At 34.0% G+C, this 13,249-nt stretch carries 13 protein-coding genes; 6 read left to right on the top strand and 7 right to left on the bottom strand.

Annotation, left to right across the window (positions count from 1 at the left end; translation table 11 throughout):
• Positions 1 to 89 precede the first annotated feature (89 nt).
• On the top strand, positions 90 to 1,127 hold the full coding sequence (locus AABL85_RS08585) for an alpha/beta hydrolase family protein (RefSeq protein ID WP_341309805.1): 1,038 nt from the start codon (positions 90 to 92) through the stop codon (positions 1,125 to 1,127).
• 60 nt (positions 1,128 to 1,187) lie between these two features.
• On the opposite strand, the gene AABL85_RS08580 is transcribed toward AABL85_RS08585, so the two are convergent.
• Together AABL85_RS08580 and AABL85_RS08575 are read right to left on the bottom strand one after the other, a co-directional pair.
• Positions 1,188 to 1,928, bottom strand: a complete 741-nt coding sequence (locus AABL85_RS08580) for a hypothetical protein (protein ID WP_286414967.1) — start codon at positions 1,926 to 1,928, stop codon at positions 1,188 to 1,190.
• Between the two features lie 137 nt (positions 1,929 to 2,065).
• Positions 2,066 to 2,473, bottom strand: a complete 408-nt coding sequence (locus AABL85_RS08575) for an acyl-CoA thioesterase (RefSeq protein ID WP_286414965.1) — start codon at positions 2,471 to 2,473, stop codon at positions 2,066 to 2,068.
• Positions 2,474 to 2,660: 187 nt separating this feature from the next.
• On the opposite strand from AABL85_RS08575, the gene dnaA reads away from it, so the two are divergent.
• The 3 genes from dnaA to AABL85_RS08560 all read left to right on the top strand — a co-directional run bounded on the left by dnaA (position 2,661) and on the right by AABL85_RS08560 (position 5,380).
• Positions 2,661 to 4,100 (top strand): chromosomal replication initiator protein DnaA, encoded by a 1,440-nt coding sequence (dnaA, locus tag AABL85_RS08570; protein ID WP_006258586.1) that lies wholly within the window; start codon positions 2,661 to 2,663, stop codon positions 4,098 to 4,100.
• Positions 4,100 to 4,555: a low molecular weight protein-tyrosine-phosphatase gene (locus AABL85_RS08565; RefSeq protein WP_016648925.1), complete on the top strand. Its 456-nt coding sequence runs from the start codon at positions 4,100 to 4,102 to the stop codon at positions 4,553 to 4,555. Before dnaA ends, AABL85_RS08565 begins: the two co-directional genes overlap by 1 nt.
• Before the next feature lie 99 nt (positions 4,556 to 4,654).
• Positions 4,655 to 5,380, top strand: coding sequence for an SAM-dependent methyltransferase (locus AABL85_RS08560; protein WP_341309804.1), 726 nt, complete (start codon positions 4,655 to 4,657; stop codon positions 5,378 to 5,380).
• A gap of 72 nt (positions 5,381 to 5,452) precedes the next feature.
• Here AABL85_RS08560 and AABL85_RS08555 read toward each other — a convergent pair whose 3' ends face one another.
• Positions 5,453 to 5,764: a DUF6787 family protein gene (locus tag AABL85_RS08555; protein ID WP_006258589.1), complete on the bottom strand. Its 312-nt coding sequence runs from the start codon at positions 5,762 to 5,764 to the stop codon at positions 5,453 to 5,455.
• A 96-nt stretch (positions 5,765 to 5,860) separates the two neighbouring features.
• A complete protein-coding gene (locus tag AABL85_RS08550; protein ID WP_341309803.1) occupies positions 5,861 to 6,886 on the bottom strand; it encodes a GntG family PLP-dependent aldolase in 1,026 nt (341 codons plus the stop codon).
• Positions 6,887 to 6,933: 47 nt separating this feature from the next.
• Between AABL85_RS08550 and prfB the strand changes: the two genes are divergently transcribed.
• Positions 6,934 to 8,032, top strand: a protein-coding gene (gene prfB, locus AABL85_RS08545; RefSeq protein ID WP_341309802.1) for a peptide chain release factor 2 whose coding sequence is annotated in 2 segments (ribosomal slippage) — positions 6,934 to 6,996 and positions 6,998 to 8,032 — 1,098 coding nt in all. Because the reading frame shifts where the segments join, the coding sequence is not laid out codon by codon here.
• Between the two features lie 109 nt (positions 8,033 to 8,141).
• Here the strand turns inward: prfB and AABL85_RS08540 are convergent.
• Together AABL85_RS08540 and AABL85_RS08535 are read right to left on the bottom strand one after the other, a co-directional pair.
• Complete coding sequence (locus AABL85_RS08540; protein ID WP_286414954.1) at positions 8,142 to 9,239, bottom strand: inorganic phosphate transporter; 1,098 nt, start codon at positions 9,237 to 9,239, stop codon at positions 8,142 to 8,144.
• Between the two features lie 19 nt (positions 9,240 to 9,258).
• On the bottom strand, positions 9,259 to 9,903 hold the full coding sequence (locus tag AABL85_RS08535) for a DUF47 domain-containing protein (RefSeq protein ID WP_286415073.1): 645 nt from the start codon (positions 9,901 to 9,903) through the stop codon (positions 9,259 to 9,261).
• A gap of 664 nt (positions 9,904 to 10,567) precedes the next feature.
• Between AABL85_RS08535 and AABL85_RS08530 the strand changes: the two genes are divergently transcribed.
• Positions 10,568 to 12,196 (top strand): acyl-CoA carboxylase subunit beta, encoded by a 1,629-nt coding sequence (locus tag AABL85_RS08530; RefSeq protein ID WP_286414951.1) that lies wholly within the window; start codon positions 10,568 to 10,570, stop codon positions 12,194 to 12,196.
• 62 nt (positions 12,197 to 12,258) lie between these two features.
• Here the strand turns inward: AABL85_RS08530 and AABL85_RS08525 are convergent, their stop codons facing one another.
• Positions 12,259 to 13,203: a YeiH family protein gene (locus AABL85_RS08525; RefSeq protein ID WP_341309801.1), complete on the bottom strand. Its 945-nt coding sequence runs from the start codon at positions 13,201 to 13,203 to the stop codon at positions 12,259 to 12,261.
• Between the last annotated feature and the right edge of the window lie 46 nt (positions 13,204 to 13,249).

The following is a 13,249-nucleotide window of genomic DNA, read 5'->3' as shown; positions in this document are numbered from 1 at the left end:
TGTAGTTTCAGCGCTAAAAAAACACTGTTGAGTCAAATATATTGCTTTTTTATCTACGTATGAGCTTATTTTTGATTAAAAATATAACTATGCGTTGGAAAATACTTGCGACAATCTTCACTACCTTTCTCATTATTTTTCTTTATTTTTTCTTTTTAGGAAGTCAAGATTTTGATGATACAACGATTCAACAAAAGAAAGTAGTCTTTATTTCACAAGGAGAAGAATTGTCTGCAACTTTATATCTTCCTAAAAAAGAGTTTTTCAAAACTGCTCCTGTTGCAATATTTATTCACGGAGATGGTCCACAGAATAAAACTTCTAATTCCACTTATTTGCCACTAATTCATCATCTAGTTGACCAAGGTATTGCTGTGTTTACTTGGGATAAAAAAGGAGTTGATAAAAGTAAAGGAAACTGGCTTCACCAATCTATTACAGATAGAGCTATAGAAGCAAAAGACGCCTTTGATTATTTAGTTAATGAGAAGGGAATCTCTTCTGATAGAATAGGTTATTTAGGTTTTTCACAAGGTGGTTGGGTTATTCCTAAAGCAGCAATTATGAACAATCCCGCTTTTTCTGTTATTATAGGTGGTGCAGTTAATTGGGAAGATCAAAGTAATTATTTTAACCAGAAAAAACTAGAGCTCGAAGGTCTTGAATATGAAAATATAAAACATAAGGTAGATTCTACTATTAATGCAGATCAACAACTATATTCTGACTTTAATAAGTGTCTAATCAAAAGTTCTGAAATTGATATTGATAGATTATCATTTATAGCAAGAAATTTCAAGGCAGATTCATCAATTGATCTACAAAATATGCAAGGACCATTACTAGCTTTATGGGGAAGTGAAGATCTAACCGTAGATGCTGAAAGCAATGCTGACCTGTATAGACAAAACACTGCATTGAGAAATAACAAGGATACCAAACTCAAAGTGTACCCCAAAAGCACACATAATTTACTTAATTCTAAAGCTTTTAATTATCAACTAGATTCACAATGGCCCCAATGGAAAAAATGGTTATTTGTCTTTCAAGGGCGTAAAGCTTATAGCAAAAATGTTTTATTTGATATCTCTAACTTTATACTTAAAACCAATAAAAAAACTGAATAATAGCGCACTATCACTCAGTTTTTATTTATAATAATAAGTTTTTATACTACAATAAAAACATTATTCTTCTAACTCCATAAACCCTAAAAAGTCAATATATTCTTGAGCTAAATAAAGTTTAAAACCTTCTGTTCGCTCTACCTTTATTTTTTCAAAACTTGGTTGTGCAACTACATAATAAAGAAATGCCTCCAAACGCTCTTGAGGTATTTTAAAATCCTCTAATAATTCTTCTCTAGTGTAATCCTCTAAAAACTGCTGTACTTTAATATCTAATTTTTCATAAAGAATAGCCTGTTTATCTTTCTTCTTTTGACCAGATAACATATTAACCAGGGCATCTAAGCTAATTCCCATTCCATAGTTCGATGTTGAAGAAAAAACAGTATTGTTCTTTTTATATCTTTTCTCTGCAGCTGTTAGATTCTTATTAGGAACACCTTCAAAGAAGTCATCACCAAAATCTTTGCGAACAATGATAATCTCATCTAAGGACTGCCCTTTTTTAGTCATTAGTACATTAAATCTACTAGCATTCAAATCTTCTTTGCCAATAATATAATTAACAGAAGCTAACTTCTTATCAGAAAAACGAATAGTATCCCCTACTGCTGCATCCATGATAAAATACCCTCGCCCATCAGCTTTAGTCATTTCCTTACTTCTCTTATTCTCAATAGTAACAGGCACTACATTCCCATCATATAGACGTACACGACCATCTAATAACTTTGATTCTTGTGCATATGTTCCTATTGATAAAAGTGTACCTAGGCTCATCAGCCAATATACTGGTTTCATAATTTATAATCTTTTGTGTAAATATAAATATTTGTTTTAAGTATTACTGTACCTAATTTTATCTTTTTGCCTTTTAAAGCATATAAAAAGAAAAAAAGAGATAGTTTAATCTGTTTTAAACTACTAAATAATCAACACTATTCTTGTATCGTATTAATTTTATTAACAACATAATCTGGAGCAGCCATTGGTCTTCCTGTTTCCATATTGACAAACACTAAAATAGAATTACCTGTTGTCAATAAATCACCTTTTTCATTATATAGTTCATAATCAAATTCTATCTTCACAGAACTAAGCTTTTTAAAAATAGTGCGTATAGTTAAATCATCATCATAAAAAGCAGATTTCTTATAATTCATCGTCAGAGACACCACAGGTAACATAACACCTAGTTCCTCCATTTTCTTATACGATATCCCTAAGTTTCTCAACCACTCAACTCTCCCTATTTCAAAGTATTGCGCATAGTTTCCATGATATACAACACCCATTTTATCTGTCTCCGCGTAACGTACACGAACCTTGTAATCAAAATATTTCATATTCTTTCTAATAAACTTGTGAGTTATTTTTTTTCTTATACTTAACAAATTATTTTATACTTTGCAATGACAAAAAGGTTTTTTTATCCCAAAAATTGTTCACATATTTGCCACTGAAATAAGAGGTCATTTTCTCCCCTTGAAAATCCCTCAAAAGTAGTAACTGTTTTTATAATTCTAACCTAAAATGCACGATAATACAATTAAGACAGCAGAATCTGTATGGAATAATTGTCTTGAATTCATAAAGGATAACATCCAAGAACAAGCATTCAAGACATGGTTCATGCCTATTAAGGCTATTGAGCTTACAGAGAATGCTCTTTATATTCAGGTGCCTAGTAAGTTTTTTTACGAGTGGTTGGAAGAACACTATGTAAAAATCCTAAAAGTAGCCCTAACAAAACAGTTAGGAGCTGAAGCAAAGTTATTGTATAAGATTCAGATGGAAACTCCTTCTGGAAACAAACAACCTTATACAGAACAATTACCTAGTACACAGAGAGGCCCAGTAAAGCCTCAAGAGTTAGATGTACCTATTCAGAACAAAAACCCAGAATTAAAAAATCCTTTTGTAATTCCTGGAATCAGAAACGTAAAAATCGAATCTCAGTTAAATTCAAATTATTCTTTTGATAATTTCTTGGAAGGTGATTCAAATAGATTGGCACGTTCTGCTGGTATGGCGGTAGCGAATAAACCAGGTGGTACTTCATTTAACCCTCTTCTTATCTTTGGAGGAGTTGGATTAGGAAAAACTCACTTAGCACATGCTATTGGTGTTGAAATTAAAGATCTTTATCCAGAAAAAACTGTATTGTATATTTCTGCTGAAGTCTTTACTCAACAGTATATTGACTCTGTACGTAAGAATACACGTAATGACTTTATCTATTTCTATCAATTAATAGATGTACTTATTGTCGATGATATTCAATTCTTATCAGGTAAATCAGGAACACAGGATGTGTTTTTCCACATTTTCAACCATTTACACCAAAATGGCAAACAAGTAATTCTTACTTCTGATAAAGCACCAGTCGATATCCAAGATATTGAACAACGTCTTTTATCTCGTTTTAAATGGGGATTATCCGCTGAGATATCACACCCAGATTTTGAAACAAGAGTAAAAATTGTTGAGGGAATATTATTCCGCGATGGAGTAGATATGCCAAAAGAGATAATCGAATATGTAGCTAAAAATGTAAACTCTAATATTAGAGAACTAGAAGGAGCTATCATTTCATTAATCGCTCAATCTTCATTTAATAAACGTGAAGTAACAATTGACTTAGCAAGACAAGTTGTTGAGAAATTTGTGAAGAGTGTGAAGAGAGAAATCTCTATCGATTATATTCAAAAAATTGTTTCTGATTATTTCCAAATGGACACAGAAACATTACGTTCTAAGACAAGAAAAAGAAACATTGTACAAGCTAGACAACTAGCTATGTTCTTTGCTAAAAAATATACTAAAGCTTCTTTAGCTTCTATCGGTTCACAGATAGGAGATAGAGATCACGCTACAGTATTACACGCTTGCAAAACTGTGGATAATTTATTAGAAACGGATAAGGAATTTAAAAAATTCCACGATGATATAAATATTAAATTCAGTATGTAATGACAAAAGTATTGATGGTTTGTTTAGGCAATATTTGCCGTTCGCCTTTAGCAGAAGGGATATTACAATCAAAGCTTTCTACAGAAAGTTTTTTTGTTGATTCAGCTGGTACTGGAGATTGGCACATAGGTAGTCAACCAGACAAACGATCAATAGCTGTTGCTAAAAAATACAATATTGATTTAACTACACAGCGAGCAAGACAGTTTAAAGTAAGTGACTTTACTAACTTTGATCGCATCTATGTGATGGATAAATCTAATTACGAAAATGTAATTAAATTAGCACCTAATCAAGAAGCTAAAAATAAAGTAAAGTTAATTCTTAATGAAAACACCCCTGGTCAAAACCTAGAAGTACCTGATCCATATTTTGGAGGAGATGATGGTTTCGAACATGTCTTTCATCTTTTAGATGAAGTTTGTAATGTAATAGCCAAAGATTTAAAATCTTAGATATATGTAAGCAAAAGGAAGAAAGTCATTTTCTTCCTTTTCTTTTTTGTACTATACTTTATCTTTACCTTTGTACCCTATTTGAGAGAAATTTGACAAATGACAAATAATATACCTACAGGTACACTATACCTAATCCCTATCACTTTAGGAGACACTACAAATCCTATGGACGTTTTACCACAAACCGTGAAACGCGCTATCGAAATGCTTGACATATTCATTGTTGAAAATGAAAAAACAGCAAGGCGTTTTATTAAAAGCATCTGCCCTGAAAAAAAACAATCAGAGCTTATTCTATTTCCTTTAAACAAACACACTGAAATAAGTGAACACAAAGAATACATCAAACCTTTATTAGAAGGAAAAAGCATTGGAGTAATGAGTGAAGCAGGTTGTCCTGGTGTCGCTGATCCTGGTGCAGTTATCGTAGATCTAGCTCATAAAAGAAATATTAAAGTAACTCCGTTAGTGGGCCCCTCTTCTATCCTACTATCCGTTATGGCTTCTGGAATGAACGGGCAGAGCTTTGCTTTCAACGGATATCTACCAATAGATAAAAGTGATAAAAAGAGTGCTCTTAAAGCTTTAGAAAGGACTTCTCAAGAGAAAAACCAATCGCAATTATTTATAGAAACTCCATATAGAAACAATCAACTGTTACAAGATATGGTTCAGATATTAAATCCCAACACCCTTATCTGTGTGGCTTGCGATATCACATTAGAGACTGAGTTTATCCAGACTAAACCAGCCGCTCAATGGAAAAACACAAAAGAAGACTTACACAAAAGACCTTGTATCTTTATCATTCACAAGAATTAAATAGAACAAAAAAAGCTGAAAGTATCAAAAACACTTTCAGCTTTTTTATAAATATAATAATTGGTAAACTTCTTACTTATCTTTTGGTACAAGAGAACCAAACCCCATTCTTCTCAGCATTTTCATCACGAAATTCCAAAAAAAACGATGCTGTCCAAATATAGTACCCACACAAATCAAAATAACTTTATAAACAGGTAGAATTAACACAATATACAGAACCCAATATATAAACGGGTTAGTTGTAGCTCGATCTAATCCTATACTAGTTAAAATAGGTTTTGATATATAAGCTGCAGTTGAACCTGTAATTGCAAAAACTAATAAAATTACACCCATTTGCCAATTTGATGTAATTCCCCAACGTTGTTTTAATTTTTCCATTATTTAATTTAATTCTAAACAAAGGTAAATCAATTTACTTGATCTAAAAACATAAATATTACTAAATAAACGATTTACACTATCTTAATTCACCCTCTACAATTCTAGCTTAGTTAGAGCTTCTATTACATACTCATGCATTACTTCACGGTAGTCTAAGTGTGTCACCATACGAAGCCATCCACCTCCCATATCACTGATAGATATATTCTTTTGTTTCAACTTATCTATAAAGACTCTGTTTTGAGCTATTTCTTGCAGTCTAAAAACGACGATATTAGTTTGAACAGGCAAAACCTCCTTAACCCATATTTTCTTATTTAAAACCATCTCTATTTGCTTCGCTCTAAAATGATCTCTTTGCAGGCGGCCTACATTATTTTTTAAAGCGAATAAAGCAGCTGAAGTTAAATAACCTATTTGACGCATTCCTCCTCCCATTAATTTTCTAAGGCGAATAGCTTTCTTAATATCTTCTTTCGATCCTAACAAAACAGAACCTACAGGAGCACCTAAGCCCTTAGAAAAACATACTGATATCGTATTAAACATAGCACCGAACTGACTTGGATGTTGTGATTTAGCTACCAATGCATTCCACAATCTCGCTCCATCTAAGTGCATCTTTAATCCTTTTTCATTACACACCTCTCGAATGCGCTCTATCTCACTTAACTCATAACATGCTCCTCCGCCAAGATTAGTTGTATTTTCTATACACACTAATTTAGTTATTGGTAAGTGAATATTATTTGGGTCATTATAGTTTTCTAAGACTTGTTCTGCTGTAATACGTCCTCTATCTCCATCTATTAAGGCGCAACTCACACCACTGTGTACCGCTATTCCTCCTCCTTCGAACATACTTATATGTGAACTTTTATCACAAATTAAGTGATCACCAGGTTGTGTATGTAACTTTATCGCCACTTGATTTGCCATTGTTCCTGAAGGAAAAAAAAGGGCTGCTTCCATCCCAAACAACTCAGCTACAGCAATTTCTAATTCATTAGTACTTCCATCTTGCTTGTAAACATCATCTCCTACCCTTGCTTTCATCATGTAATTCAACATTTCAGGTGTAGGCTTAGTGATTGTATCACTGATTAAATTAATTTCCATAAATTGATAGGAATAAGTATTTTTGTGCTATAAAAGTATTAAAAATTATGGTAACCACAGAACAACAGAAGGATATTATTGATCGCCTTGGTGCGTTAAGGAGGTATCTTTGACATCGATAAGAAGCTTATCGAAATAACAAACGAGGAAGAAAAAACTTTTGCTCCTGACTTTTGGAATAATCCTAAGGAAGCAGAAATTATCGTTAAAGCGCTTAAATCCAAAAAGAAATGGGTTGAGGGCTATGAATCTGCTATGTCTAATTTAGAAGAATTAAAGATCCTTTTAGAATTCTATGCAGAGGGTGAATACACAGAAGAAGAAGTAGTAGAACAGTATAAAAAAACTCTTCAGATCATAGAAGAACTAGAGTTTAAGAACATGCTTTCTGACGAAGGAGATAATATGAGTGCTGTACTACAGATTACAGCAGGTGCAGGAGGTACAGAGAGTTGCGATTGGGCAGCTATGCTGATGCGTATGTACATCATGTGGGGAGAGAAGAATGGCGTTAATGTAAAAGAGTTAAACTACCAAGAAGGAGAAGTTGCTGGTGTAAAAACAGTAACCTTAGAGTTCGATGGAGAGTTTGCCTTCGGATACTTAAAAGGCGAAAACGGAGTTCACCGTTTAGTACGTATCTCACCATTTGACAGTAATGCTAAACGTCATACCTCATTCGTATCTGTTTATGTTTATCCGCTAGCAGATGATACTATCGAAATCGAAATTAGCCCTTCAGATATCTCTTGGGAGACTATGCGATCTAGTGGGGCAGGTGGACAGAACGTTAATAAAGTAGAGACAGCGGTACGATTACGTCACCACCCTACTGGTATTATTATTGAAAACTCTGAAACGCGTTCCCAATTAGATAATAAGACCAAGGCTATGCAACTTTTAAAGTCTCAATTATACGAAATAGAGCTGAAGAAGAAACAAGCAATGCGTGATGAAATAGAAGCGAATAAGAAGAAAATAGAATGGGGATCGCAAATACGTAATTACGTAATGCATCCGTATAAACTAGTCAAAGATGTCCGTACACAATTCGAAACTACTGATGTAGATTCTGTAATGAATGGAGAGATTGATAACTTCTTAAAAGCGTATTTAATGATGATGGGACAAAAAGATGAAGAATAAAAAAAGGAGCTATTAGCTCCTTTTTTTATTCTATTAAAGCAGACTGTATCACCCAATAAAAAAAGTGGCACATCGCTGTACCACTCTATATATCTTTTAAACTATACGCTTACATAAAGAATGTGATCAAATAATAAACTACCATTGCTATAATAGCCGATACAGGTATAGTCAATACCCAAGCCCATAATAGATTAATAGTCACTCCCCATCTAACAGCAGAGATACGTTTAGTAACTCCTACCCCGATGATAGAACCTGTGATCGTATGTGTAGTCGATACTGGAATACCTAAATGCTCAGTCACATATAACGCAACAGCACCTGCAGTCTCAGCCGCAACACCCTCTAATGGAGTTACTTTAGTAATTTTAGATCCCATCGTTTTCACGATCTTCCATCCACCTGATAAAGTACCTAATCCAATGAATATGAATGAGGCTAATGGAACCCACCACCAATGTTCTACGAATACTTTAAATGTATCTACTCCATCTATTAAATATGCTTCATCCATATCAATATTAACATGATAGAAGATAACAGCCGCACCGATAATACCCATTACTTTCTGAGCATCGTTACCACCATGTCCTAAAGAAAACAATGCTGAAGATACTAACTGTAAACGCTTAAACCATGTATCACATTTATGAGAGTTTCCATTTCTACAAATCCACATAATAGCTACAGTTATAAAATAAGCTAATATCATACCTAAAAATGGAGCTCCGAAGATAAATAAGAAGATTGGAATCACTTTTGAATACACAATAACATCCTCTCCTCCAGGAGCAAAACCACCTGCATGAGCTACTGCTGCACCGATAAATCCTCCAATTAAAGTATGTGAAGAAGAAGAAGGAATACCTAACTTCCAAGTCAATAAATTCCAAATAATAGCGGCTACTAATCCAGCAAATATAACTTCTAAACTAATAAAGTTCTCATTCACTGACTTCGCTATCGTATTACCAATTTTAAATTCCCCGATGATATAGAGAGAGATAAAATAAGCAGCAAAGTTAAATGCAGCTGCCCATAATACGGCTTGGAATGGTGTCAACACCTTTGTTGTCACAATAGTAGCAATAGAGTTCGCCGCATCGTGAAAACCGTTAATATAATCAAAGCCTAATGCCAATACGATGATAATCATCAGCATAATACCAGCTTGATTAGTAAACATTCCTAAGAAAAAATCCATAAATAATGTTTCTGATTAATTAAGCGTATTTTACTGTGATCGTCTCTAGTACATTAGCTACATCTCTACAGCTATCCGTAGCAGTCTCTAATGCAGACATTACCTCTTTATATTTAATAATTTCGATTGCATTACTTTCGTTCTCAAAAATATCAGCAACTGCTTTATCGAATACTTTATCTGCTTTGCGCTCTAAACGAGAAATATTCTTACTAATCTCTGACAAGGTCGCAAAGTTCTTATTGTCTTTTAAGATTAAAAGCCCTTTTGCTACTTCACTACAAGCCTCTAAATTTGCCTCAGTTAATTTGCGCAAAGGTTTAGTTACTTTATCTATTTGATACAGTCTCATACGAGATGCAGCATCTGATAAATTGTCTGCAATATCATCTACAGCAGTAATCAAATTGTGGATATCCTCACGGTCAAAAGGTGTGATGAAGTTTTTTCCAAGCTCCATACGCGTAGTTTGTGCGATAGCCTCAATTTCTTGTTTTAATACTTCTACATCTTTTAATAACTTCTCTCTCTCTTTTGCTGGAGCATTTACTGCCTCATTTAAAGTTTCTGATAGTTTCTTAATCTTACCTGCTGCCTTTTCAAATAATGGATAAAACACTTTATCCTTTGGCACTAAAAACTGAAAAATATTGTTTAATGACATCTTATAAATGATAATAATCGGGCGCAAAAGTAACTCTTTTAAGTTAGCTCAATGTTTCCTTAACGTTAATTTTTACGACTTTATTAATACTCCTACTTTATATTAAAAACATAACTGATTGAATTACAAATATAAACCTATTTCCCAATATTAATTTAATGTTATGTAATAAAAATACTCTTTCTAGCTCATATTCATATTTGGTAACAACAATCATACCTATTAATTACAATTTATCAAGTATTTCTTCTACTTTATTTTAATATTCACCATTTCTAGTATTTAATTTTAAAAGGCAATATGATTATATCCTAAGTATCTAACCTTTGTTATCACAGTGTTTTATATCCTTCATACTATCGTCATGAGTTAGTAATGAATATACTTTACCACACTTTTATAAATCGATAAATTATACACGTTTTCTAACTATACTCCTAAACTTATGCCTCTTTTTACTTCAACAACTTTCACTATAAATGCTAATAATATGAACAAAAGAAAATATACAGGACTTTAAAAACTTCATCTCCTTATTTTTGGGTAGCCAAAATTCTAGTATATTTTGTATTTTAGCGAAAACGATCAAGGATTAGTACACTATTTACTCTCTAAATATAACCTGTACTAAACCACAGACAACAGTGAATCAACCCAACAAACTATGGATATAAACTTCAATAAAAACGAAGACCACAATAAGCTTTTGCTTTCTGATTTAAAAAGAAAATTAGTAAAAGTAAAACAAGGTGGTGGCGAAAAAAGAATAGCTAAACTACACGAACAAGGCAAAATGACTGCACGCGAACGTATCGACTACCTATTAGACGACAAAGCTAATAGTATAGAGATCGGTGCCTTCGCAGGAGATGGTATGTATGAAGAGCATGGAGGGTGTCCTTCTGGTGGTGTAGTTGTTAAGATAGGTTATGTAAAAGGAAAACAATGTATCGTAGTAGCAAATGACGCTACTGTAAAGGCAGGTGCGTGGTTCCCGATCACAGGAAAAAAGAATCTAAGAGCTCAAGAAATAGCAATAGAAAATAAACTTCCTATCATCTACTTAGTAGATAGTGCAGGTGTTTATCTACCACTACAGGACGAAATCTTCCCTGATAAAGAACACTTCGGACGTATATTCAGAAACAATGCTGTCATGAGTAGCATGGGTATTACACAGATAGCGGCTGTAATGGGTAGCTGTGTAGCTGGTGGTGCTTATCTTCCTATTATGAGTGATGAAGCACTTATCGTAGACAAGACAGGTAGTATCTTCTTAGCAGGTAGTTATTTAGTAAAAGCAGCTATCGGTGAGAGCATTGACAACGAAACATTAGGGGGAGCAACTACGCACTGTGAGATATCAGGTGTAACGGATTATAAAGCTAAAGATGACAAAGATGCCCTTGACACAATCAAAAATATCATTGATAAAATAGGGGACTTTGACAAAGCGGGGTACAATCGTATCAAAGCTGTCAAACCTGCTTTAGCTCAAGAAGACATCTACGGTATCTTACCAAAAGCTCGTAATGAACAGTACGACATGATGGAGATTATCAAACGTCTAGTAGATAACTCAGAATTCGAAGAGTACAAAGAAGGGTATGGACAATCAATCATCACAGGATATGCTCGTATCGATGGATGGGCTGTAGGTATCGTAGCGAACCAACGTAAAGTAGTAAAGACTAAAAAAGGCGAAATGCAATTCGGAGGAGTGATATACTCTGACTCTGCGGATAAAGCTACTCGTTTTATCGCTAACTGTAATCAAAAGAAAATACCATTAGTATTCTTACAAGATGTAACAGGTTTTATGGTAGGATCTAAGTCTGAGCACGGTGGTATTATTAAGGATGGTGCGAAGATGGTTAATGCTGTGTCTAACTCTGTAGTGCCTAAATTCACTGTAGTAGTAGGAAACTCGTATGGAGCAGGTAACTATGCGATGTGTGGTAAAGCCTATGATCCACGTCTTATCTTTGCATGGCCTAGTGCTGAGCTTGCTGTAATGGGTGGTGCTCAGGCAGCTAAAGTATTACTACAAATAGAAGCTTCGTCTCTTAAAGCAAAAGGGGAAGAACTAACTAAAGAACAAGAAGAAGAATTATTCAATAAAATTAAAGCGAAATACGATAACCAAGTTTCGCCTTATTACGCAGCAGCTCGTCTATGGACAGATGCTATCATTGATCCATTAGATACGCGTAAGTGGATCTCTATGGGTATTGAAGCTGCAAACCACGCTCCTATCGAAAAACCGTTTAACTTAGGAGTTATTCAAGTATAATAAAAACCAAAAAGGCTTTCACTGATGTGAAAGCCTTTTTTTAATTCTATGTTCTACTCTACCTAATTCACATACATAATGTATAGCAGTGAAGTCACAGAGATGAATATCCACAGTCCTACTCCTTCTAATAGAGGTTTAAAACCAACAGATTTCACAGTGCGATAGGATAACGATGTACCTATTAAGAATAATGTTAATGTAAGTGCTGCTTTAGAAGCTTCTACGATATAAGGTCCTATGCTTTGTACAGCTGGGATATAAGAGTTCGCTAGCATTGCTAATACGAATAACCCGATAAAATAAGGCAACTTCACTTTACCTCCTTTATTTTTAAAGAATACCATAGATAAGAATGCTACAGGTATCACCCACAGCGCACGAGCTAGTTTTACAGTAGTAGCTACTTCTAATGCTTGGTCACCATACTTAGCCGCAGCTCCTACTACCGAACTGGTATCGTGTATCGCGATAGCAGACCACAGACCGAAATCTACTTGACTCAAGCCTAAAGCATGTCCTATAGGAGGAAATATAATTAAAGCCACTGAGTTTAAGATAAACACTATTCCTAAAGCTACTGATATTTGTTTCTCATCAGCTTTAATAACTGGAGATACAGCTGCGATAGCACTTCCTCCACAGATTGCAGTACCTGAAGAAACTAAATAAGAAATTTTCTTGTCTATCTTTAATAATTTACCTAATAAGAATCCTAATGCTAAAGTCAAAAAGATAGAGAAGATGGTAAGTATAAAACCATCCTTACCAGCTGATATAGCACTATACACATTCATCCCAAACCCCAAACCTATTACGGCTAGTTTTAAGAGAAGTCCAGTAGCTTTCTTAGTTTGTTTTGCATACGGATTCTCAAATAGCTGTGCATATACTATTCCTATCACTAATGCTGTTGCGGATGAAATAAATGGAAATAAACTAAGTAAAGCTAACCCTACTAGAAGTACTTTACCTATTGTCTCACGAGTATTATTTTCTGTTGTCATTTGTATCATTATTTACAGATACAAATTTCCTCTATACAGTAAGGAA

Origin of the sequence: Myroides odoratimimus, assembly GCF_038039805.1 — a bacterium.
GTDB classification, from domain to species: Bacteria; Bacteroidota; Bacteroidia; order Flavobacteriales; family Flavobacteriaceae; genus Flavobacterium; species Flavobacterium odoratimimum_B.
This window is presented reverse-complemented; position numbering and strand designations above follow the sequence as displayed.